General features: G+C 37.9%; 24 protein-coding genes and 3 pseudogenes. 5 read left to right on the top strand and 22 right to left on the bottom strand.

Annotation, left to right across the window (positions count from 1 at the left end):
- Positions 1–82 precede the first annotated feature (82 nt).
- Positions 83–1,564 (top strand): PucR family transcriptional regulator, encoded by a 1,482-nt coding sequence (locus ACHCNF_RS17780; RefSeq protein WP_408072386.1) that lies wholly within the window; start codon positions 83–85, stop codon positions 1,562–1,564.
- 253 nt (positions 1,565–1,817) lie between these two features.
- Positions 1,818–3,485 carry a fibronectin type III domain-containing protein gene (locus ACHCNF_RS17775; protein WP_408072385.1) on the top strand — a complete coding sequence of 556 codons (1,668 nt, stop codon included), beginning with the start codon at positions 1,818–1,820 and terminating at the stop codon, positions 3,483–3,485.
- 51 nt (positions 3,486–3,536) lie between these two features.
- Here ACHCNF_RS17775 and ACHCNF_RS17770 read toward each other — a convergent pair whose 3' ends face one another.
- The 9 genes from ACHCNF_RS17770 to ACHCNF_RS17730 form a co-directional block, all read right to left on the bottom strand.
- Positions 3,537–3,692 (bottom strand): hypothetical protein, encoded by a 156-nt coding sequence (locus ACHCNF_RS17770; RefSeq protein ID WP_408072384.1) that lies wholly within the window; start codon positions 3,690–3,692, stop codon positions 3,537–3,539.
- Positions 3,682–3,939 carry a type II toxin-antitoxin system Phd/YefM family antitoxin gene (locus ACHCNF_RS17765; protein ID WP_022762328.1) on the bottom strand — a complete coding sequence of 86 codons (258 nt, stop codon included), beginning with the start codon at positions 3,937–3,939 and terminating at the stop codon, positions 3,682–3,684. The genes ACHCNF_RS17770 and ACHCNF_RS17765 overlap by 11 nt, the downstream gene beginning before the upstream one ends.
- Before the next feature lie 251 nt (positions 3,940–4,190).
- Positions 4,191–4,619, bottom strand: coding sequence for an SWIM zinc finger family protein (locus ACHCNF_RS17760; RefSeq protein ID WP_408072383.1), 429 nt, complete (start codon positions 4,617–4,619; stop codon positions 4,191–4,193).
- A gap of 32 nt (positions 4,620–4,651) precedes the next feature.
- A complete protein-coding gene (locus ACHCNF_RS17755; RefSeq protein ID WP_408072382.1) occupies positions 4,652–4,834 on the bottom strand; it encodes a hypothetical protein in 183 nt (60 codons plus the stop codon).
- A 3-nt stretch (positions 4,835–4,837) separates the two neighbouring features.
- Complete coding sequence (locus ACHCNF_RS17750; RefSeq protein ID WP_408072381.1) at positions 4,838–5,230, bottom strand: hypothetical protein; 393 nt, start codon at positions 5,228–5,230, stop codon at positions 4,838–4,840.
- Entirely contained in the window at positions 5,230–5,718 is a 489-nt protein-coding gene (locus tag ACHCNF_RS17745; protein WP_408072380.1) for a flavodoxin family protein, read from the bottom strand. The genes ACHCNF_RS17750 and ACHCNF_RS17745 overlap by 1 nt, the downstream gene beginning before the upstream one ends.
- A gap of 54 nt (positions 5,719–5,772) precedes the next feature.
- The gene (locus ACHCNF_RS17740) at positions 5,773–5,931 is read right to left on the bottom strand and encodes a rubredoxin-like domain-containing protein (protein ID WP_408072379.1); all 159 of its coding nucleotides are present in this window, start codon (positions 5,929–5,931) and stop codon (positions 5,773–5,775) included.
- A 32-nt stretch (positions 5,932–5,963) separates the two neighbouring features.
- The gene (locus tag ACHCNF_RS17735) at positions 5,964–6,218 is read right to left on the bottom strand and encodes a hypothetical protein (protein WP_408072378.1); all 255 of its coding nucleotides are present in this window, start codon (positions 6,216–6,218) and stop codon (positions 5,964–5,966) included.
- A 334-nt stretch (positions 6,219–6,552) separates the two neighbouring features.
- Positions 6,553–7,218: a hypothetical protein gene (locus ACHCNF_RS17730; RefSeq protein ID WP_408072377.1), complete on the bottom strand. Its 666-nt coding sequence runs from the start codon at positions 7,216–7,218 to the stop codon at positions 6,553–6,555.
- A gap of 168 nt (positions 7,219–7,386) precedes the next feature.
- Here ACHCNF_RS17730 and ACHCNF_RS17725 point away from each other — a divergent pair, with 168 nt between their 5' ends.
- The 3 genes and pseudogenes from ACHCNF_RS17725 to ACHCNF_RS17715 all read left to right on the top strand — a co-directional run bounded on the left by ACHCNF_RS17725 (position 7,387) and on the right by ACHCNF_RS17715 (position 9,182).
- The gene (locus ACHCNF_RS17725; RefSeq protein ID WP_408072376.1) at positions 7,387–7,734 is read left to right on the top strand and encodes an HAD family hydrolase; all 348 of its coding nucleotides are present in this window, start codon (positions 7,387–7,389) and stop codon (positions 7,732–7,734) included.
- Positions 7,735–7,908: 174 nt separating this feature from the next.
- Positions 7,909–8,145: pseudogene (locus ACHCNF_RS17720) on the top strand (FAD-binding protein); the annotation flags it as partial.
- A 167-nt stretch (positions 8,146–8,312) separates the two neighbouring features.
- A complete protein-coding gene (locus ACHCNF_RS17715; protein WP_408072375.1) occupies positions 8,313–9,182 on the top strand; it encodes a CPBP family glutamic-type intramembrane protease in 870 nt (289 codons plus the stop codon).
- A 387-nt stretch (positions 9,183–9,569) separates the two neighbouring features.
- Here the strand turns inward: ACHCNF_RS17715 and ACHCNF_RS17710 are convergent.
- From ACHCNF_RS17710 to ACHCNF_RS17650, 13 genes and pseudogenes are all read right to left on the bottom strand, one after another.
- Positions 9,570–9,893: pseudogene (locus tag ACHCNF_RS17710) on the bottom strand (carboxymuconolactone decarboxylase family protein); the annotation flags it as partial.
- A 19-nt stretch (positions 9,894–9,912) separates the two neighbouring features.
- On the bottom strand, positions 9,913–10,077 hold the full coding sequence (locus ACHCNF_RS17705; protein WP_155830966.1) for a hypothetical protein: 165 nt from the start codon (positions 10,075–10,077) through the stop codon (positions 9,913–9,915).
- 164 nt (positions 10,078–10,241) lie between these two features.
- The gene (locus ACHCNF_RS17700; RefSeq protein ID WP_408072374.1) at positions 10,242–10,481 is read right to left on the bottom strand and encodes an LURP-one-related/scramblase family protein; all 240 of its coding nucleotides are present in this window, start codon (positions 10,479–10,481) and stop codon (positions 10,242–10,244) included.
- A 73-nt stretch (positions 10,482–10,554) separates the two neighbouring features.
- A complete protein-coding gene (locus tag ACHCNF_RS17695) occupies positions 10,555–11,979 on the bottom strand; it encodes an ATP-binding protein (protein ID WP_408072373.1) in 1,425 nt (474 codons plus the stop codon).
- Between the two features lie 1,689 nt (positions 11,980–13,668).
- Entirely contained in the window at positions 13,669–13,791 is a 123-nt protein-coding gene (locus tag ACHCNF_RS17690) for a hypothetical protein (RefSeq protein WP_408072372.1), read from the bottom strand.
- A gap of 55 nt (positions 13,792–13,846) precedes the next feature.
- Positions 13,847–14,077 (bottom strand): annotated as a pseudogene (locus ACHCNF_RS17685) (hypothetical protein); the annotation flags it as partial.
- 54 nt (positions 14,078–14,131) lie between these two features.
- On the bottom strand, positions 14,132–14,401 hold the full coding sequence (locus ACHCNF_RS17680; RefSeq protein ID WP_408072371.1) for an NUDIX hydrolase: 270 nt from the start codon (positions 14,399–14,401) through the stop codon (positions 14,132–14,134).
- Positions 14,402–14,416: 15 nt separating this feature from the next.
- Positions 14,417–15,256, bottom strand: a complete 840-nt coding sequence (locus tag ACHCNF_RS17675; protein WP_408072370.1) for a hypothetical protein — start codon at positions 15,254–15,256, stop codon at positions 14,417–14,419.
- Positions 15,257–15,689: 433 nt separating this feature from the next.
- Complete coding sequence (locus ACHCNF_RS17670; protein WP_408072369.1) at positions 15,690–16,274, bottom strand: nitroreductase family protein; 585 nt, start codon at positions 16,272–16,274, stop codon at positions 15,690–15,692.
- Positions 16,275–16,398: 124 nt separating this feature from the next.
- Positions 16,399–17,229 (bottom strand): energy-coupling factor transporter transmembrane component T family protein, encoded by an 831-nt coding sequence (locus tag ACHCNF_RS17665; RefSeq protein WP_408072368.1) that lies wholly within the window; start codon positions 17,227–17,229, stop codon positions 16,399–16,401.
- Positions 17,217–18,944 carry an ABC transporter ATP-binding protein gene (locus ACHCNF_RS17660; protein ID WP_408072367.1) on the bottom strand — a complete coding sequence of 576 codons (1,728 nt, stop codon included), beginning with the start codon at positions 18,942–18,944 and terminating at the stop codon, positions 17,217–17,219. Before ACHCNF_RS17660 ends, ACHCNF_RS17665 begins: the two co-directional genes overlap by 13 nt.
- Positions 18,945–18,948: 4 nt before the next feature.
- Positions 18,949–19,506, bottom strand: a complete 558-nt coding sequence (locus ACHCNF_RS17655; RefSeq protein WP_408072366.1) for an ECF-type riboflavin transporter substrate-binding protein — start codon at positions 19,504–19,506, stop codon at positions 18,949–18,951.
- Between the two features lie 183 nt (positions 19,507–19,689).
- A complete protein-coding gene (locus ACHCNF_RS17650; protein WP_408072365.1) occupies positions 19,690–21,030 on the bottom strand; it encodes a hypothetical protein in 1,341 nt (446 codons plus the stop codon).
- Between the last annotated feature and the right edge of the window lie 139 nt (positions 21,031–21,169).

The following is a 21,169-nucleotide window of genomic DNA, read 5'->3' as shown; positions in this document are numbered from 1 at the left end:
AAAATAATGGTCTAGATTTTGCCTGCATAAACAGATGAGCATATATTGTGCTTGATGCACAACACAAATGGAGATGGATTTTATGAACTTTGAAGAAATAGCTGAAATAATGAAGAAAAGCTGCAACTGCAGCATAAACGTAGGGAATTCAAATCCGGAACTTACGCACTTTTCATTTTTATCTGATGGCATGCCATTAGATGATCCTTCGTGCCTCTATATTGGAAAAGTGGATACTGATACTATCAGAGAAACTGAAAAATCCCCCTGTATTCTCACAACAACAAAAGGACTTCCTGAAAATATCTCATTTATATATACAACAGATAAAGAGATGATGAACTGTATGAACGCTCTTACTTCTGCATTTTTCAGAGCCACTGACCACGAGAGCAGATTCAGGCATCTGAAAGAGCTGTCCAAGGAAAATATCTCCATAACGGAGCTCATAAACAAATCTGCCCTTTTCCTGGACAGATCCATTGTTCTTGCAGACTTAGGATTTAAAGTTCTTGCGCACTCCACTTCCGTATCCATCACTGACCCTTTGTGGCAGCGATATATAGAAAAAGGATCCTGCACTTTTGAGTTTATTAATGCAATGAACGAGCTTATGCCTGCCCAGAGTCTTCCCAAGACTTCTGCCTGCTTTCAGGTCACATGCACCAGCTCTACAGAAGAGAAACTGGCTTCACAGCTTTTCATAGAAAACAGGCCGGTAGCATATCTTGTTTTGCTCGATAACAACCGTGGTCTTACATCATTTCACAAGACATATCTGCCAAAGATAAGTGAATTTTTGTCAGCTTTTATCAATATACATAATACATATCCTGATCTGTCAAAGGACGATACGGATATGTATATTAAGCTTCTTGATGGAAGTGAGGAAGATTTAAAGAGTACTGAGAAAATGCTGCCCAAACTACCTGAGCATACGTTTTGTGTGGTATTAAAGCCAATCCATCACTCAAGACATGAGCTCTTTTTTATCAAAAGAACTCTTGACTCCATGATACCCGGGAACACAATATTCATCTTCAGAGAACTTGTTGTTGTTATCTCTTCATATGTCGGCATAATAGGTGACATAGAAAATAACGATGAACTTCTAAAAAATGTATCGGATGTAGGAATAAGCCCGGAGTTTAATTCGGCTTCTCTTTTCCCTCAGAGTTTCCAATATGCTCAAGAGGCATATCGTATAGGAAAACAAATTGGAAATCCGTCTAAAGTACACAGATATGAAGACTACAGATTTTACCATCTTCTTAACCATGTATCGGATATAAGCCTTTTGCAGTCTTATATACATCCCGCTCTATATAAGCTTCACCGTTATGACCTTGAGCACGACTCAGATCTTGTTGAAACCTTAAAGGTCTTTCTGAGCCTGTCCTGCTCCATAAAGGATACTGCAGATGCACTATTCCTACATAGAAACACCATGAATTACAGGATGACCAAGATTACAGAAATTACAGACATTGATCTAAACGACGCAGCAACTGTGTTCAGGCTTCAATGCTCATATCAGATCAATGGGATTCTTCATTTATTCTGATAGTTTTTTTTTCATCTTATGATGTGGGTGTCAAAAGTATAGAAACACCCTAAAACTGCACATTGATAACTGAGTAAAGCTATGTTTTAGTGCTGATCTGAGGTAAAATATTAGTATCAAATCCAGTATTTTACGAGGTTTAAGCCATGTCGTTCGTCTTAAATGATCATCAGCAAATGTCTCTTTTTGATTCCCTTTCTGTGTAGTATAATCGTTATTTGAGGGGAAGAAAAAAGTTTTAGGGGAAAAATTTATGAAGACAATCAAAGAAACTCTCTTACTTTTCATCACATCCATGATGTGTATTTTTTCTGTGTTAGGGTGTTCATCCATTGTATCCAAAGCGGCGTCAAATGAAGCAGCGACTGAGGTTCGATTCGAAGGAGATCATGTTCACTTCAAAACAATATCAGAAGGTTATTATGCCTGCATGATAGCAAACAGCCAAAATGGAAGCAAAGATAAAATCTTTTTTTACGGGTATATTTCCGGCTCTAACTTAGACAACCCGCGCCTTGGAACCTTTCAGAATGTTTCGCTTAAGGCAAATGAAACTATTGATTACAAAGGAAGCTGGAGCTATAACCAGCTGGGGAAGATGACTTTGTATGTTTTATATTCATCCGAACCCATTACACTTTCTTCAAGTAAGGCATACATAAGTGATTATAAAAAGAATTCCAAATTAAGAATTTCTGAGTATTCAACGACTATCAGCAAGAAAACACCTATGGCAAAGGATTATATTGTAGGAAAAGAAGTTGGTGTAAAAAACACGTACGTATCTTTCAAGGCTGTGTCATCGGATTTGATTGCTGAGTATTACAGCTCTCCTTCAAGAATTGAAGCAGGTTGTACTGTAGAGTTTTGTTTGACAAACAACGAATTTGTTATCAGAACCATGTCAAGTGATCTGAACAGCTGCGCAAACTCTGATTCTGTGAAGATAAAGTTAAAGGATATACCAGATAGGTACAATGTTACCCTGTCTTATACCGGTGGGGGAGGTTTTGCCAGCCTGGATCCCAGGGAAATCAGCAAAACAGACTGGGGTATCAAAGGGGCAAAGTTTAATCTTTATAAGACAACATATAAAGGATCCAAGTTCAAAGAATGGAAGATTATATCAGGTAAAGCGACAATAACCAATGATACTCTTGTTCTTACAGATTCAGATGTTGAAATTCAAGCAGTTTTTGAAAGAGATCCTGATTATGCCCCTTCAGAGCCTGAAAAACCCATGTGCACAGTATACTTCGATCCAAATGGCGGAAGCGGAACCATGAAAAGAATATCTGTTGAGCAGGGATCATATTACACATTGCCGTCATGCACATTTATAGCTCCTAAAGGCAAAGAATTTGATAGGTGGGACATGGGTGAACCGGGTTCAAAAATCAGGATTACCGGATTGACAGTACTACAGGCTTTGTGGAAAGATAGAACGGTAGAAGAGCCGGAACCGGCAAAAGATCCCGAGCCATCAGAAAATTCTGGGCCATTAGATAATTCCAAAACAACAGAAAAGCCCGAAACATCAACTCAGACCGAGGGGGCTCCTAAAGTAAAGGAAACACCCACTTCCCATGAAGCTGAACCGGCAGCTTCCGAGGATATCGATTCAAAACAAAAGACCACGAAGTTCTCAAAGCTCACAGCCCAAAAGAATAGCATTACTCTTAAATGGAAGAAGCAGACTAAGGGCGGAATCAAGGGCTATGAGATTCAGTATAGTACAGATAAGGCTTTTAAGAAAGATGTTAAGACTGTTAATATTGGCAAGACTAAAACGACATCAAAGACTATAAAGAAACTTACGTCTAAGAAAAAATACTATGTCAGAATCCGAACATATAAGAAATCTGGCGGAGAAAAGATATACTCCAAGTGGAGCAAATCTAAGAGTGTAAAGGTTAAATAAAACGGTAAAATCGGAGGTGTTCAATATGAGCATCTCCGATTTTTAGATATATTATGTGCTATATTCTTCAAGCTTATCTTCAAGGGTATCTGCAAATGCAGCCGCTGCATCTGGATTTGCTAAATCATCTTCGATATACGAAAGGGTCTCATCGATATCAGCTTCTGCAATTTCGGTAAAATCGTAATCATATCCTTCAAAGACCATGTTTTTCCCTCAGCTTCTTCAAAGATTTCCTTCCATCGACAGTCCGGCCGTTCTCGTAGTCTGAAATACCCCTGTTGACAAGAGAAGCCTCATCAATCTTTCTCATAGTACGTTCATAATAATCTATATCCATCACAACAAGCCGGCCATATCCATTTTTGGTAACAAAGACAGGCTCATTTGATTCAGCACATCTGCGTTCTATTTCTACAGTGTTTTTTAAATCTCTCATTGGAACTATCTGCATAACGTGCACCTCCTTTGTGACTAAATTATATACCAAGTATAGCCACAAAACAATATAAGAAAAAATTTCAAAGTCTCTCAAACATAGTTTTATTCAGTTATCAATGTTCAAAAAATATGTCAAGGTCACGTATAAATGTGACTTTTGGCACCTACATCATTATATATTTTAATTACTCATCTTCCTTATAATCTATCCCTCATATATAACAAACTAAGTCTTTTAGGCACTTCCGGCAATTTGTCTACATCCTACCAATATCTGTTTCGCCTCTCTTCAAGCTCTATAAGTGCGTCTAGATAAAGGCTTTGCAGTTCCGATTTACTAAGACTGTTTACATAGTCCCGGAGTTCTTCGTAGTGGCGATTTTCTTCTTCCTCTTCTTCCTTTTCCCATTCCTCTACCTGCTTTAAAAAGTCCTCTGCAGCTTTGGGATATGCCGTAAAATACAAGGCTATCATGTGCTTACAGATAACTCTTCTTCCATCAGCAAACGGACATGTACAAGATGATTTTCTTGGATGTGCTATATCAACATGGACCCTGTAGAGGTTTTCGCCCCTTACTGTACCATCTATCGTAGTATCACTGGTCTTTTCTACTTCTTCTACCTTTTTACTGTTATAGTAATCCATACCGCGCCATACAGAATTCCCACTGGCTATTTCAATAAGTCCCATGCTTCCCCTTTTTATGCCAAACCTCTTTATTTTTATTCTTCAGGCCAGACAGAACCAACATCAAGCCCTTTTTCTGTAAGCCATTTATCTGTAGCCTGGACATATTTTTCTTTCCCATCATCTGAAACAAGAGTTATAGAAAGCTTCGGTTCTTCTCCCAGCTTTAGTTCCTCGCATCCGTAATCACCGTCAAAAATCTGTTTTATCTTCCACATGAATTAAACCCTCGGTTTTATCATACTCCCAAGCATTTCAAGCGCCTTTTTATAGGATTCTGCCATGTCACTGGGGCTTTTTACTTCAAATCCAAGTCCTGTCAAAGTCTCAGTATCACTAATTTCTGCCATAATTAATGTCTCTTTTTCTGCTAAGTGATGCATTTTGCAGTAGTTTACGACATCGTCCGTAAAGCTTACTCCGTCTGCTCTGTCCATGGTTTCTTCAAACATCTCACTGTGCTCATTCAGCCAACTTATATCATTTTCAGACTCTATTACCATGACAACCTTCGAATGATATCTTTCCCTGAACATCTTTATCTGTTTGGTCAGGATTTCCCTGTCAGCATCCCCATAGCATACAATTATGTTTGCGTATTTATTTCCGTTCATCATTGCCTCATTATCTTCTTACTAAATACTTCCAGAGTCAGGTCATTCTGCTCTGAAGGCTTATCCTTCGGGTCTATGAAGATGGCTGTTTCACTAAGACTATCTATCCCAAGAACACTTTTGAGTTTTTCAAATGCCTTCTCAGCTCCTGCTCCGCTCTGGCAGGCAAATGCAGATATTTTTTTGCCTTTGAGCTTTTCAAGGTTATCGGCAACAAATGTCCTTATTGGCGGTGTGATATTTCCAGCCCATACAGGAAAACCTATTATGATCTCATCATAATCAGAATCAAGATCATACTGTTCCAAATCTGGCTTTTCAGCCATAACTGCAGATTTCCCTCCCCAGAAAAACTTGCTAAATCCACTTTTAGGAAATTCCTTCTTTGGAATAAGCCTCAGCTTATCTGCTCCTGTTACCTCAGCAAGTTTATTTGCAATGTATTCCGTGTTTCCCTCTAAGGAATAGTAAACAATTATGCGTTTCATATATTTTTCTTCCCCCTTGTGCCTTCCCATTACGTGATACTTCACATCTTATTCTTATTTTTTCGTATCGTCACTTTTGGGTTCATCATCTACAAGCTCAAAGCGGTCATCCGGCTGCTTACACCTTGGACAGACATCTATGTCCCTTATACTCTTTCCTTCCTTTTCCTCATCATATATGTATCCACATACTCTGCATCTGTAAACTGCCATGACTACCCTCCTTAAACATCAATGTGTAGATTTTAATGCCCCGGTCTTCTCATATATCTTCTTTTCCTGAAACATTCCTGACACATGTTGTACTTGTAAGACCAGTTAAGCTTCTTTCCGCAATATGCGCAGCTTCTAAGGTTAAGCTCCTGCTTATCAAGGATTCTGAATATCTTCTCTGAGATTTCTCTTTTTCCGTCAAGTATCTTATCAAGGTCATCCTCACTTCCAAAAATCCTGGTAAACGAATATAGAAAATCATACACGGCACTTGATGTCTCAAGCATAAGAAGTGCATGCGCTAGTTTGATTATTGTTAATCCCCTGCTTTCTTATTTCTTGTCTTATAAGAAACTGTGCATCGTATGGCAATGATGAGTCCTGCCATAATTAAGATAAACGGAAAAGCTTCCAGTAAAATGGGTCCTAAAAAATACGGTATAAAAAGCTGGAAAATAAGGGCTATAGTATGAAAATCTGACATCATTAAGAATACAAATGAAGCAACAATTATTATTCCAATTATTAACAGTATCCTTAGTAGATGCTTCTTCCATGAGTTTTTATTATATTTCACACTATGTTTGCTCATGTTATCCTCCATGTTGTAATAGTTATACCTTAGCCCCATAGTTTCTGCATTTTCTGAAGCACAGTTTTATATTCCAAATCTGAATCAGGCCTTACTTTTATAAAAACAACGTCCTTATCAGGATAGTATAAATCAACACATAGATATTTACTGATGGTGCGGACACGGCACAGATAATCATATATTGATGAAGCCGCTGTGTATGGATCATCAGCTGTAATATCAATCTTTATGAAGATGGTATTTTTATCTGCATCGGTTTTAAACTCTTCGTAGCTGTGACTACCTGTGTGTGTGCTAAAAATCTGATCTTCAATACTTCTTAGAGTCCATCCATCAGCATTTGTTTCTACATCAGATAATTCCTTGTTTATTGCATCTTGATATAAAGCTTTTTCATAATTATCGGTCATATATGGATCAGAATCTTTCTGCCTGTATGCATCACAGTTACATGTGAAAGTGACACCGGTATCTTCAGATTTAGCATCAAATCTGTAATAGTATCTTGCAACCATCATATTTTTATTATTTTCGAGTTCTGATCCAGTTATTTCAAATTGCTCATCATACTTTTGCTTTAAATATGAAAGCATATATTTTTTTGCTTTTGCCTCTGATACCTTTTTGGAACAACCACTTAGTAGCGCAGCAAATGCAAGGATAGCAATGAACACCGTTAGCTTGTATTTCATATCAATTCCTCCGCGTAAAAAGTTCCCTAGCTTCAATTATAGGGTAAATCTGTAAAGAGTTGAAGCAATCTTTCCTTTTGTCAACATTTTATATGGATAAAAGTCATGAATATATATTTATAAATGCAAAATACAGGTGGTTAAGTCCTGAGTCTAATGGATTTTGCTATGGAAATGAATTACAAGATCATTGCTGTGGATTTCGACGGAACGTTGGCATATTCAGACTGGCCGGGACTCGGAGATCCTAACCTTAAACTGATTGAATATCTGTTAAAAGAAAAAGCCGCAGGCAATAAACTCATACTCTGGACATGCAGAGCCGGAAAACCGCTAGCTGATGCAGTCAATTGGTGCCGGGATTACGGGCTTGTTTTTGATGCAGTAAATGACAATCTTCCTGAAATTGTTGAACTTTATGGTAACAACAGCAGAAAAATCACCTGCGACATCTATATCGATGACAGAAGCGTGTTTGTAGATTCCGCTGGAAAACTCCAGGGCGCTACAATATGATTACACGGTAAATTTTAAAGATTCCAACTTCATATTTGAATGTCTTATTATATCTTTCGGAGCAAAAAGAATCGTGCGGGCATATTATGACCCACGAATAAACATAAAATGGCGGCTGGCAATATAAGCGTATATGCTGATTTTGCAAGAGATATCGGAACTCCTTTGACAGATTTATCATCAGGTTCTTATTATGCTGTTAATGTAGGCCCCGGAATCCATCATTGTATGGGCGGTGTAAAGATAAATTCAGATGCGCAGGTAATTTCTACAGATGGCACACCTATACCTGGACTTTATGCTGCAGGTGAGGTTATGGGCGGAATACATGGTGCAAACAGACTTGGTGGAAATGCTGTTGCGGATATAGTTGTATTTGGAAGAATTGCCGGAGAAAACGCTTCTAAGTAATTCAGTTCAAAAAAATATTTAATCTAATATGTTTAGTGAAAAGACAGGCTGATTAATTTAGCCTGTCTTTTATTAAAATTAGCACTAAATGCGTAGATAACAGCCATATAAACTGATAAAATATTGAACTGTATTATAAAAAAATGTTACGGGGATGGGGGTAGTGCATGAAAAATGAGAATTTAAGCAAGAAAAAGGTAGCTGTTATTTTCGTTATAGTTACACTTTTATTAACGTGGCTCTTTCAATTTACGCCAATAGTATTACAAATGAATGTAGAAGAGACTTCGGTATCTTCATTTGACTTTGCATCTATCTTTTTTGTTATCGGGGGTATGCTTCCATCACTTTTAGGAGGCATTTTTGTCGCTGTTTTATACAAAAAAGAGAATATTAAAGATTTCTTCAAAAGATGTCTTGTACCGGATAAAAGAAGTATTTTAGCTATATTTATCAGCTTGCTTCTCATATGTATTGAGTGCTTTGTCACACAGACAATATCCAAGATGAATGGAGGAGAAAATCTCGGATTTGAGGGGCTAAAACTTATTGCGGTAAATCCATTAATGTTTTTCTATTTCCTGTTTTGGGGGCTGATATCAGGACCGTTATCTGAAGAGTTTGGCTGGAGAGGCTTTCTCTCAGATATGGTAATCAATAAAAAGAATGTTGTAAAAGGTTCGATAATTATTGGATTAATCTGGGGAATATGGCATTTACCACTGTTCTTTTATCCTGCTCAGATTCAGTATGAATGGGCTCATTCAAACATGCTTTTAGCGGTATGCTTTGTACTTATGTGTGTAACAAATTCCCTTGTATATAGTTCAATATATGTTATTTCACACAGAAAAGTCTTTCCAATATTCTTTTTACATATGTTTGAAAATATCGTTCTTACAGGAGCAATGATCTATCCATTCAGTGATGTTTACAAAACACTGGTTAATCCGGTTTCAATTGTACTTGATATAGTATTTTTTGTAATCATTACCAGAACAAGATTATATAAAGATAGTCTTGAAGCCATGAATTAAATTACAATAAATGCGCCCTCGCAGTAATGCGGGGGCGTACCTGTGTATTCCAGCGGTTCGTAGAGACTAGGAAGGCTACAAAGAGTTACAATGTAACTTTTATTTATATTTGATTTATCTCGAAAGTTATCTTGCAAAGGTCACTGAGATCCTTTGCCTCCCAGTTCATTTCTATTCGTTCTGTGACAATTTCTATGTCAGAGTTTATTGCCTCTACGAGGAGATTTATTATGAAAAACAAAATTTTAGCATTGTCATTGTTAATAACTACTACTATTCTTACCGCTTGCAATAATTCCAACATTACAAATAGTTCTGTTCCAAATACTGCCCCCCAGCCAGAATCCGGATTTCCTCATTAATCCATATTTATTATTCCATTTAGTTAGCTTCATATACTTCCTTTGCCATTCGAAATGCTGCCCAGGCTTTAGGCCATCCTGAATAGAATGCTGCATGAGTTATCACAGCCGCGATCTCTTTTTGGGTAACACCATTTTTCTTGGCATTCTCAAGATGATGTTTAAAGGAAATATCTGTAAGCCCCTGTGCCATGAGCGCAACCACAGTAATGATGCTCCTGGTCTTTAGGTCGATATCCTCATTGTTCCAGTTCTCACCAAAAAGGACATCATCATTGAAATGTGCAAACTCCGGAGCAAAACTCCCAAGCTGATCTCTGCCTGCTGTCTGAACAATCTTCTCTGCCATAGTGATTATCTCCTTCTAATCAGATAGTAAATGTTGCACCAAATGCCATTATGGCTTTTCTATTACACATATTTACACAGGAAAGTCTCTCCAAAAGTTGTGAATATATCTTCTGAACAGCTGCATCTCTCTGCTCTTTTCTTACTTCTGCTTTTCTTGTATCCTGAACATCGTTAAATCTCATGGCTCTTCCTCCTAATCACTTAACTGGTGTATGGTTGTTTGTGTTTTCCTTATGTCTGTATTATGCTTCTTTTCCACCATCTCTAACACAATATTCATTGGGTTTTATGTTTATTGATTTGTTTTCGGGAAGAAATCCCATTTGACAGTAAAAAACTCTGGACTCTATTCAAGAATCCAGAGCTTATGGTTTAAATTTGATGATCCTGCTGATGCAGAAGTACTTGCCGTAGCTTCTCTATCCTTTATCATATGCTGCAGGGTAATGAGAATAGCAACGACTGCCTTTTCATGTTCGGGCTTATAAATATCAATGTAGTATTTATCATGAATGGAAAGCATCTTCTGGGATATTACCGCGATGATTTCTCCATTTCCATCATACAATTCAAAGTTTAATCCCAAAATATTTCCTTTAAGCTGCCAGCCAAGACCTACAATATTTGTAATCCCTCCTAAAAAATGGCAGGTGCAAATGTTACTTATACATATCATCAACTGTGATAAGAACGAGATTTGTCTTATCTATATCATTAAACCAGTCTGTAAATCCGCTAAGTGAAAACAGCAGATATTTTGTTATATTATATTTACCGGAAATGAGTCTTGCTCTTCCGATCAAGGTTTCATATATTCCTTTATCGATCTTTTCATTCTTAAACTTGCATTCACCGATAACTGCAGTCTTATCTATTGTAGAAATGCCAACAACGTCTATATCTGTTGCCTGCTGATACCACTTACCTTCCGCATCCTGAAGCTGCTCTACGCCCCACCAGGTTCCGGTCTCTGTTAGGAATGATCCAAATGTTCCCTGGATTCCCTGCTCCAATGTGTAATATCTGCACATTTCTTCAAAAACGCTTCCCATGAATTCATGGAGTTTTGGCTTTACAGCCTTTTCATAGTAGAGTTCTCCCTGCCCCATCTCTATTACGCTTATGGCCTTGGGGATAAACTCATACCAGAACTTAAACATATGATCCTTTAGTACATACTGAGTCTTTTTCTTGTTCTTTTCCTCTGTGATGCATTTTTTCTTCTCTACAAGACCTACATCTATCAGCTTTTCAAGGGAATAGAGAACTGTCGGATCCTTTTCCTTTACTTTTGACGCAATGATATTAAGGGCATTTTCTCCTGATGCTACCTGTTCTATAACGTTATTTACAAGAGTTACATCAGCAAATTCCTGGGTAAGAAGATTCTTTGTTTCATCAAAAAGATACCCGTCCGTATTAAAAAATAGACGCTTGATATTATCATCAAGGCTCTTATTAGGATCAAACAGGGACAGATACTTTGCAACTCCTCCTGTTACGCCGTAGCATATAGCCTTATCTTCCGGGGAATAATCCGGAACAAAAAGAGCGGAATCTCTGTAGTTAAATGCTTCAAGCTTAATCTGAGCGTCTCTCCTTCCAAAGACAGGACTCTTTTCACTAAGGACCTTTTTCTCCATAAAGCTAAGAGCCGATCCGCAAAGTATCAGCATAAGATTCTTATCAAGCCATTTTGTATCAATGTACTTCTGAAGGATTGATAAAAGTGCTTCATCCTTCTCTGCCCAGTATGGAAGCTCATCTATTACAAGTATGATCTTTTCATCAGATTCGCTAAGCTTTCTTGTCAGAATATCAAGTACACTCTCAATTGATGGAAAGGTTGCATCACTATATTCAGGATCAAGAACGTCCAAAACCTGTTTTGAGAAAAACTCTAAGTTCCTTTCTGCTCCAACCTTTGTTGCTGTGTAGAATATGGCTTTCTTATCTTTTATGAACTCTGTAATAAGATATGATTTTCCTACTCTTCGTCTGCCATATATAATGGTCATTCCGAAGCCCACTTTGGAATATATTTCATTTAGCGATTTTAATTCTCTTTCTCGTCCAATGAACATATGGCTCTCCTTAATTCAAATCATTTTTATTCAAAACATTTTTAATAAAATCTCTTTGAATTAATATAACATGCCGACACTTATATTTCAATCAGGCTTTTATAGTTTTTGCATAAAGAGCTTACCATCACTATAAGGCATATTTCCTCCAAGTATATTCTTATGTATCAAATTGTATTTCATTCAGTTTTTTAACATTATTCAATTGTATGGAGACCTGGGTTGTGGATAAAAAAGAAAAACCGTGACTAATAAGCCACGGTTAAAAGACTGCTTTTAAAAATCCAAAATCAGAAAGCACAAACCGAGGTCATCATACTGTATTCATTTGCATTTCTCTTTGTCATTATGAACATACTGATTACCTCGCTTTCTTTTAGATTTGTAACACAAAGTTAAAGTTATCAAATTTTCGATAATAAGTCAACTCTGAAAATTTTAAAAAGGGCATTAAAAAAGCCGCCATCTGGCAGCTGTATTTTTAGGGAGGAGCTGTCTGAGTCTGCCAGACAGCTTGTTATGAAAAAGAAAAGTATTTTCTGGTTTTAAGGAGTTTGCTCGCTCCTTATGTATGTATCTTAAAAAATAAAACTTAACGCATCCTAAATGTGGTTTGAACAAAATGAAAACAATTTGTTACCTTTGCACTTTCATTGTTCATAATCTCCCGACTTTCAATAAGTGTTACTATATGAAGGTCCTGCGCAAGTCCTTATAGTTATCTTCTATTTGCGGCGATTACTCATCTGGACATTATCGCCGCTACTAGACATAGAAAGGAGGTATGGCGAGCTGATCATATTAATTTTCTCCTACCTGCCTTATCCAGATGAGTTCCAAATATGTTGAAAAGTCAATACTTCTCAGAAGAAGATCATTTCGTTTCTTGGCTCTGTTTTTTCTTTACAAATTAAGTCTATACCCTTATTTTTTTATTCGGATTTGTAAATGCAAATTAAAAGCTGGTCTGCTTTTTTGCATTCCGGCTTAATCTAGCTATTCGCTATCTGATACCTCATGGTTCCTTCGGTATATCTCGGTTTATTATTCATTTTTGTTGTCCCATTTTATAAATTGGCTTTCGCATGATGTATGTATTTTTATTTCACTGTAGAAGTACCCATCTGATTCTTAGCAGGCTCTCCTTGAATTAAAAAAAACCTTCAACCATGCGACCTTTCATTGTTCAAAGAAGGTATTTTGGTTTTGTTTAAAAATCCTTATAAATACCTTCTTTGAGACACATAAATACTTCTTTTCAGCCTTAAAAATACCGTCTTTGCATATAAAAAATACTGTCTTTAAAGTGTGTAATACTCTATCTTTGGAACCTCTGTGAGAGCCCCTTCCACATATGCAACCATAAAAGGAACAGTCAGCTGCATATCTGCCAGCGTATCCATGACATCCTCATCATTAACAACGAATGTATAGAGCCTGTGGCTTTCATTCTCTTCTCCTGGTCTCTTCCTGCAACTACATAACTATCTCCTTTTCATCGTAAAATGAATTCTTTTTATAATAAAAAAATCATCTTTATAGCAAAATGTGCGTTATTTTTGACATACCGTCGCCATGAGAGAATCATTTTAAGGTAAAATGATATTTTTTCCCTTAAAATGTGTTTTCTATCCTCGCGGCAGTATTTTTTCACGTAAAACACATTATTTTATCTGTAAAAACATCTTTTTATAGTAAATGTCTGCCAGTCTTTTCAGAAAACTTCTTTCTGAGATTAACGTCAGTAGTATAGATCTTTAATTCCTCTTCTGAGGATATGAGATCAATCAGTATCTTATCCTTATCAGACATAAGAAGCGCTCTTCCATGTGCCGGGAATTTCTTGAAATTTGCCCTATCATTTGCATTAAGGTCTACAACCCTTATCCTTTTTCAGGAGACCTTTTGTCATGCCTCCTGCCTGAGGTCCTTCTCTATAGCCTAAGGAATAATTAGTGAAAAACAGACGCATTCCGGGATCAGGAGTCATGATCTTAACGTCATCCCAATCCTTTATGTAGTCAAAAGCGGGTATAAGTTCATCCTCTTTTATGCTGATACCTGATTCTTCTTTAAGCTCACGCACAGCTGCCTGAGCCGGAGTTTCAGCAACTGAACCGCCCCTCCATTACTGTCGGCGGCATATCGGTCGTCACATCCTGAATCCGCTTCGCGGATGGTGACTCCCTCCAGCCCTTACTCCACCACCGGTCATATCCCACTTACCGGCATAGTACCTTGCCCGAAGGGATCTCTGCTGGACTATATACCTGCCCTCTACTTTTCCGGGAAAAAGACTGTCAGATGTTTTTATGATGATAAGTACATGTCTGTAATAGTCTCCAGGCACTTTTTTATCGTGTTTTTCCTTGATTTTTCCTGTAGGTTTTCCTTCTCTTGTGAAAACTTCAATGTATTCCATATATCTCCGTTTGCTTTAGGATGTGGGTAATGCTTTCCCAAACTCATCATTTAATGCCTTGGCAAGTTCCTGGCATACCGTTCCACCAAGTCCTGCCTCTGCAAGTTTCATCCTCATGTTCATCTCAAATGTGATCTGGTTTGATGTCTTAATTACTTCCATTACTGTTTTTGCATATCCGCTGTTTGCCGCTCCAAGGATCTTCTTTACCTGAGCCTGGGTAGGGAGCTTTACTGCTGATTTCTTGGCAGAACTCTTTCCGGAAGATGTCTTTTTTACATCTTTGTTTTCACCTTTTTCATTCGACGCAGTATCCTTGAATTCTGCCTTTAAGGCATTGCTTGAGATCATAGGCCTTTTTGCTGATGCTTTCTCAGATGTCTTTTTCGGAACACTTTTTTTAGTGGTCTTGTCTTCTATACTCTTTTCCTTCTCCGCATTTTTATCCGAAACCTCTTCTTTAGACACCTTCTTTTCTGCAACTGCAGATGCTTTCTTCTTTGATGATCTTGAAGATGCCTTTTTTTCAGCCACCTTCTTCCCGGTAAAAGGTGATAACGCTTTAAGGAGCATCTCATCATCGGAATAGATTTCGTATTCTTTTTCCTCAGCTGTAATCTGTCCTATGAGCATCGCCTGTGCTATACGCACTACATTTTTTTCTTCTGCAGAGGATTCTTCTTTTATATTAGGAAGAAGCTTTACTTCCATGTTTCTAAAAATGTCATTCTGAAAAGCTGATACCGGAATGGAATCTGTTTCAGAAGCAATAACAACAACCCTGTCTTTAGAAGGATCCTTACCATTTAGCTTATCCGGGAAAAAACCTTTATTTAAGATAACTATATGCAGCATTTTTGTTCTCCGTTTCTTAATATATATCTACCTATAATTATTGCCGAAAATCTGCCGTAAATCAAATAAAAATGCCTCTTCTTTCGAACGCATATTCCATAAAATCAAGCCCTATACTTCGTATGTTTTAGGGAACAATCTACCTCTTATAGGTATACATTTTGTGGTTTTAACATTTTGCTATCCAATATTTTCTGTATATATCTATATTTTATACCCTTTTTCTACTAAAAAGATTCCCTAAAACGTCACATGTAAAATGTCCATCAGATCATCATTTTCTATCACCTGTTTCTTAGCCATTTCCCTTAAGAATAGAAAAGAGCGGCATGCCTATGCACACCGCTCGAGAAAAGTTTTTTAATTGAAAAGAGTATATTTCCATTATTCTTGCTAAATCACTTACTTTTGACTTTCTTATTTCCATTTTAACTTAGTCCCATGTAACAGGATTTCCCTTTCTTTCTATCATAGTTCTTTCCGGAATCCCTTCAGCTGCATATCCAAGTATCAGCCCTCCTGTAATGGTTTCATCTTCCTTAAGTCCATGCTCAATCATAAATGCATGAACAGCTTCATTCTCATCAAGCCAGTGTAGCTGATTGATCCAGCACGATCCCAGATCAAGTGCATTTGCCGCAATCATCATGTTCTCAAGTGCGCAGGCACTGTCAGCCATCGCATTACCATAGCCCTTTTTGTTTGCAGTAACTATGAAAACCGGTGCTCCATAATGGAAAACATAGCCGCCCCTCTTGGATGCATTTATTGATCCTTTAAGTGAAACATACATATCCTCAGTTATTTCCATCTTTGAGAACTCATTCTGAACTAGCTCTGCCATTTTTGTAAGGATATCCTTGTCCGTAAACACCATGAAATGTGTACTCTGAGTATTTGAACCGCTTGGAGCGAACCTTCCTGCTTCTATTACTTTTTCTATTAGCTCCCTTTCCGGAATTTCACTACTGTATCTTCGAGTACTTCTTCTTGTTAAAATTGCCTCAATAGCTTCCATGGTATGCTCCTTCCGTATCACTCCGTCATACAAACGCATTATATTTATGCGATTTAATTGCTGGCTTTTTTATTATTGTATTTACTTAAAAGAAATATGTAATAAAATTTCTATAAATTAAAATTTACGTCCCAAAAGGATTATAAAATCTGTTTCCGTCAGCGTATGTGATCACGAGAGTTATGACCGCGAAAGCTACCACTGATATGATCACAGCATAATCAAAAAAGGAAAACTTCTTTCTGGAATACCAGCTTCTCTTTTTCTTTTTGCCAAAGCCTCTAAGTTCCATCGCATTGCTTACAACTTCGATCCTCTCCATGGATGAAAATAGAAGCGGAAAGATGATCGCTGCAATATTTTTTATCCTGCTAAGGAGGCTTCCTTTGTTACTCATCTCTATTCCCCTTGCTTCCTGGGAATTCTTTATCCTGTGGAACTCATCCTGAACATCAGGTATGTATCTAAGCGCAATTTCCAGTGAATATGCTATTGTGTAGGGCACTCCTATTCCGTTTAACGATGCAGCAAGTTCGCTCGGATCGGTAGTTGTAAGAAAAATAAATACCGACGGAATTACCGTAAAGTATTTAATAAGCACATTAAACTCATAAAAAAGCTGCTCTTTTGTAAGGTAATAATTGCCTGCAAGATGGACTATCTCAGTTCTCGATCCGTAAATACGGCATCCCTCAAAGGGAGCAAGTATATAGATGAAGATCAGGTTTATTACCATAAAAAACATTATCGCGGTAAATACAGAACCTACCTGTTTCCATTCAACCTTTGAAACATAGTAGATGACTGCTCCAATAATGAGCATCATAACAAGTATTCTTGTATCAAACGTCATTGCACTAGTCATGCACCATATGATAAGAAAGAGAAGTTTGGTAACTCCGCTAAGTTTATGTACCGGAGTATTTTTCTTATCGTAAGATATCATTCTTGCCATAAGAGTCCTCCCTTCCCGTTTTCTTCATCCTCTATAAATCTCTTTACAAATTCATAGGGTTCATCTATACCGCACTTAAGTGATAGCTCATACAAAGAAGTCTTCTTAAGATAAGCCTTGTCACATACATCCTCTCTTGTAAGCACATCTGCAGGGTGTGAATCCATTAGAAGTTCTCCGCCTGTCAAAACAAGTGTCCTGTCGGTATATTCAAGCATCAGATGCATATCATGTGTGATCATAAGGATCGTGACAGGCATCTCTTCTCTTACCTTTAATAAAAACTCCATTATCTCGGTATAATGCGCATAATCCTGTCCTGCAGTGGGCTCATCAAGGATTATCATCTCCGGCTCCATCACAAGGATAGAAGCAATAGATACTCTCTTCTTCTGCCCAAAAGAAAGAGCTGAAACAGGCCAGTTTCTAAATGGATAGAGACCGCATATCTTAAGGATCTTATAGACTCTTTCCTTTATCTCATCCTTCGGAACACCCCTTACTTCAAGTCCCATTGCAACTTCATCAAAGATCATAGGCTTGCTTATCATCTGATTCGGGCTTTGCATTACATATCCTATTCTTTCGCCTATCTCTTTTACTGACAAATCGGCAAGATTCTCTCCGTTAAACATGATTTTCCCGGAACCAGGTCTGATAAAGCCGCATATAAGGGATGCCAGTGTTGATTTTCCTGCGCCGTTTCTTCCTACAAGAGAGACTATTTCGCCTTTTCTTATGTCAAAGCTTATATTTTTTAATATCTGCTGCTCCTTGCTGTAGCCAAAATCAACTCCAGATACAGACAAAAGGATGTCGCCCTGCTCCTTTTCTGTTTTGGACCCGGCATAGTGAAACCATTTTTGAACCTTATCCTTGCATAATGAAACGTCCATTGTTTCAATATGCTGTGGATGCATCGATGGCTCTATCTTGCAGCCTGCGGCTTTAAGAGCAGATATATAGAGGGGTTCTCTGATTCCATTCCCGGATAACAGATCAGATGAAAGAAGCTCATCCGGATGCATATCTGCTTTTATTTCACCTTTGTCCATCAAAATGACTCTATCTACGTCCTTGTAGAGAACATCCTCTATCCTATGCTCTATTATCACGACGGTCATTTCTTCATTCTTCATAATCTCATCTATAAGAGCGATTGTTTTCTTGCCCGTGGCAGGATCAAGATTTGCAAGTGGTTCATCAAAGAGCAGTATCTTTACATCACAGGCCATAACACCGCCAAGTGATACTCGCTGCTTCTGACCTCCCGACAGTTCCCCGGGAGCATGGTCAAGAAAAGATGAAAGATCAAGCTTATCAGCAACTTCATCTACCTTCCTGAACATCTCATCCTGAGGGACATTATCATTTTCAAGCGCAAAAGCCATATCCTCAGCCACAGTCAGGGCGATAAACTGTCCATCAGTGTCCTGGAGTACTGTTCCCACAATCTGTGACATGCCAAAAACTCCGAGTTCACTGGGATTTTTCCCAAGAACCCGGAGTGTTCCTTCCATATCTCCCTTATAAGAACATGGGATAAGCGCATTAAGGCAATGCGCCAAAGTTGATTTCCCGGAGCCTGACTGACCGGCAATCAGTATTTTTTCTCCGGGATAAATTTTTAAATTTATGTTCTTCAAAGTAGGTTTCTGCTGTGACTTATATTTAAAAGTAACATCAGAAAACTCAATGATTGGAGTTTTTTCCAACTAATCAATCCTCCGCCTTAAGGTTAGATGATTTAACACCTATCTTAGAATAAGCTGCCATAAGGAGTGTTCCAAGAATACCGGTAATAATGATGTTTCCTAAAAATGCAAATACACCCTGGATAAATACTTTATTCACAGGCTCTGCATAAACAAGGATGTCAAGGATGGGTGCAGCCACAATCCATGCAACAGCATTTGATATAACCTGTACGATATTAAAAAGTACAATATTCTTGGTGTTTACAAATCCGCCTTCTCTTACGGCAAGTTTCTTTGCGAAAAGACCTATTGCAATACCGATCACTGCTTCAGGAAATACCCAGCTCCACCAAACTGAACCATAAAACAGAGCATCGCCGAGTGCGTGTCCCAGAACACCGATAACACCGCCGACTATCGGTCCATATATAGCAGCAAAGAATGCAAGTATAGCCATTCTTGGCTGAAGTGATGTATTAGGGATAAACAAAAGCGGAACCTGAACAGTTGTAAGAACTACAAAAAGTGCAGTACCAATACCCAGAGCAACAACTTCTCTGATACCAAATTTATTATTCATACAAAACTCCTCCTGTATTAAACACATATATTTCGAAATTATTATACAGAAAACAAGAGTTTACGTAAACACAAATATGCCCATAATCAAGAACGGAATAAGGATTGCTCCGGGAATACTACCGCCAAGAACCAACAATACTAAAGGAAGACACTTATTTGTAACCGAAATTGGTCGCTTTATTTAAGGCGTAGCCTTAAAGGCCACTGCCTCTTTTGTCATATACTGCTTGTCCTCTTCCGGTGCAAAACAAACTACTCCGTTTTCATCAATCTCTGTCATGGGAACAGACGCAGAGCCGGCTAATTGTTCTTTGAGATTTTTGACAAATTGGATTTCATAGCCGGTTTCCTTAGCCAAATACATTATACCTGCAAGGCGCATAACATCGCATTTTAAGTAGGCCTCTTGTGATTTCTTTTCCATGATAGGTGCGAGAACCGTCAGCGGAACTTCTGACAGCACTCCTGCGGCCGGCATAAAATAAGCTTCATCTACATCACTTAAACAATCAAAAAGAAAATCAAGTCCCTTCTTGTTGGCGGGATATTTAAGTTCTCCCAAAATGTAAACTCCGTTACACACACTGTACTCATTTTGATAAGCGGAAAAACAAGTAAGCTCCGATAGAGAAAACATTGTTCCCTTAAATATTTCTGCTGTCAGCTTTAGTTCTCTTTCGGACAAGGCTCTGCTTAAAAAGTCGCGGTTAAGCTTACCGGAGTGCGATACCGGTCTATATCTGTCATTACTATTCTTGTTAGCCTTTCTCTGTTCAACATAATTTGCAGTAGCTACTTCCCACTCGTGTCGAAGCCCTGACCAGTCAATACATTCAAATTGGTCAATTCTGTCTCCAACAAGCTTATCGAATCTCTTTCTGGCACCGGAGGGCAAATTGTTGTAGGTATAGCCTCTTTCATTAAAAAAATCTTCAATGCATCTGTTGATGTTGCTGTCCATAGCTTTTGCGGGTAGCTTTACAACATATCCGTCGATGAAAAACAGTTGGTTTGTTTCATTGTTGTATCCGCAGATTAGATCAAGAGGGAAATATTTACCAAGAATCTTGACCCATTTATCATCTTCACTTACTTTTAAAAAACGCACTTTTCCTTCAAGTCTGTGCTTGTATGGTCTGAATTTCATCCCGGAGATAACCTTTATTCTCTCCTTCAGTCCAATATATTTATCAAGATGAGGTGTGATTCCAAAAGTGAATATAAACCATTTTTCACTATCGGAACGAATATCTGAAAAAAACGACCTTGCTGCGGATATAAAGTTGATTCTTTTGCGTTTTTTTCGCTTTTTGCTCAACTTGATCCTGGACCCTCCCCACTTAATGACATCCCAGAACAGATCTATAAATGGAAGTACAAACATAATGGGAAACATAAGATGGTCCATAAGTGGTCTCACATCCACATGAATCAGATCTCCTATAAAAAAGTCAGATATGTCCCTGCCATAAAGCTCAAAAAACATTCTGCCAAAAAAAGAAAGACAAAAGGAAATACCCATGTAAGCCTGTCTAATTCAGTTCCATCCATCATACGCAAAAATATTTTCCTAAGCATAAAAAACTCCTATGATGATACCGTCTCAAATTCCTTTGCAAATTTGTCTTACTATCATATAGGCTACATCAGGGGCAAAGTCA

Origin of the sequence: Butyrivibrio sp. NATIVEDY162 (assembly GCF_045999815.1) — a bacterium.
Taxonomy (GTDB): Bacteria; Bacillota; Clostridia; order Lachnospirales; family Lachnospiraceae; genus Butyrivibrio.
Note: the sequence above shows the minus strand (reverse complement) of the source record. Positions and strands in the feature narration are given on the sequence as shown.

What these genes read in the sequence shown, in the direction of transcription:
- ACHCNF_RS17655 (WP_408072366.1), bottom strand. Translation starts at nt 19,506, where the DNA reads ATGAATAATAAATTTGGTATCAGAGAAGTTGTTGCTCTGGGTATTGGT.
- ACHCNF_RS17670 (WP_408072369.1), bottom strand. Translation starts at nt 16,274, where the DNA reads ATGGAAGCTATTGAGGCAATTTTAACAAGAAGAAGTACTCGAAGATAC.
- ACHCNF_RS17745 (WP_408072380.1), bottom strand. Translation starts at nt 5,718, where the DNA reads ATGAAACGCATAATTGTTTACTATTCCTTAGAGGGAAACACGGAATAC.
- ACHCNF_RS17765 (WP_022762328.1), bottom strand. Translation starts at nt 3,939, where the DNA reads ATGCAGATAGTTCCAATGAGAGATTTAAAAAACACTGTAGAAATAGAA.
- ACHCNF_RS17680 (WP_408072371.1), bottom strand. Translation starts at nt 14,401, where the DNA reads ATGGAATACATTGAAGTTTTCACAAGAGAAGGAAAACCTACAGGAAAA.
- ACHCNF_RS17665 (WP_408072368.1), bottom strand. Translation starts at nt 17,229, where the DNA reads ATGGCAAGAATGATATCTTACGATAAGAAAAATACTCCGGTACATAAA.
- ACHCNF_RS17735 (WP_408072378.1), bottom strand. Translation starts at nt 6,218, where the DNA reads ATGCTTGAGACATCAAGTGCCGTGTATGATTTTCTATATTCGTTTACC.
- ACHCNF_RS17755 (WP_408072382.1), bottom strand. Translation starts at nt 4,834, where the DNA reads ATGTGGAAGATAAAACAGATTTTTGACGGTGATTACGGATGCGAGGAA.
- ACHCNF_RS17750 (WP_408072381.1), bottom strand. Translation starts at nt 5,230, where the DNA reads ATGAACGGAAATAAATACGCAAACATAATTGTATGCTATGGGGATGCT.
- ACHCNF_RS17730 (WP_408072377.1), bottom strand. Translation starts at nt 7,218, where the DNA reads ATGAAATACAAGCTAACGGTGTTCATTGCTATCCTTGCATTTGCTGCG.
- ACHCNF_RS17695 (WP_408072373.1), bottom strand. Translation starts at nt 11,979, where the DNA reads ATGTTCATTGGACGAGAAAGAGAATTAAAATCGCTAAATGAAATATAT.
- ACHCNF_RS17770 (WP_408072384.1), bottom strand. Translation starts at nt 3,692, where the DNA reads ATGGTCTTTGAAGGATATGATTACGATTTTACCGAAATTGCAGAAGCT.
- ACHCNF_RS17650 (WP_408072365.1), bottom strand. Translation starts at nt 21,030, where the DNA reads ATGGGTATTTCCTTTTGTCTTTCTTTTTTTGGCAGAATGTTTTTTGAG.
- ACHCNF_RS17675 (WP_408072370.1), bottom strand. Translation starts at nt 15,256, where the DNA reads ATGCTGCATATAGTTATCTTAAATAAAGGTTTTTTCCCGGATAAGCTA.
- ACHCNF_RS17760 (WP_408072383.1), bottom strand. Translation starts at nt 4,619, where the DNA reads ATGGGACTTATTGAAATAGCCAGTGGGAATTCTGTATGGCGCGGTATG.
- ACHCNF_RS17780 (WP_408072386.1), top strand. Translation starts at nt 83, where the DNA reads ATGAACTTTGAAGAAATAGCTGAAATAATGAAGAAAAGCTGCAACTGC.
- ACHCNF_RS17725 (WP_408072376.1), top strand. Translation starts at nt 7,387, where the DNA reads ATGGAAATGAATTACAAGATCATTGCTGTGGATTTCGACGGAACGTTG.
- ACHCNF_RS17715 (WP_408072375.1), top strand. Translation starts at nt 8,313, where the DNA reads ATGAAAAATGAGAATTTAAGCAAGAAAAAGGTAGCTGTTATTTTCGTT.
- ACHCNF_RS17740 (WP_408072379.1), bottom strand. Translation starts at nt 5,931, where the DNA reads ATGGCAGTTTACAGATGCAGAGTATGTGGATACATATATGATGAGGAA.
- ACHCNF_RS17775 (WP_408072385.1), top strand. Translation starts at nt 1,818, where the DNA reads ATGAAGACAATCAAAGAAACTCTCTTACTTTTCATCACATCCATGATG.
- ACHCNF_RS17705 (WP_155830966.1), bottom strand. Translation starts at nt 10,077, where the DNA reads ATGAGATTTAACGATGTTCAGGATACAAGAAAAGCAGAAGTAAGAAAA.
- ACHCNF_RS17690 (WP_408072372.1), bottom strand. Translation starts at nt 13,791, where the DNA reads ATGTCTGATAAGGATAAGATACTGATTGATCTCATATCCTCAGAAGAG.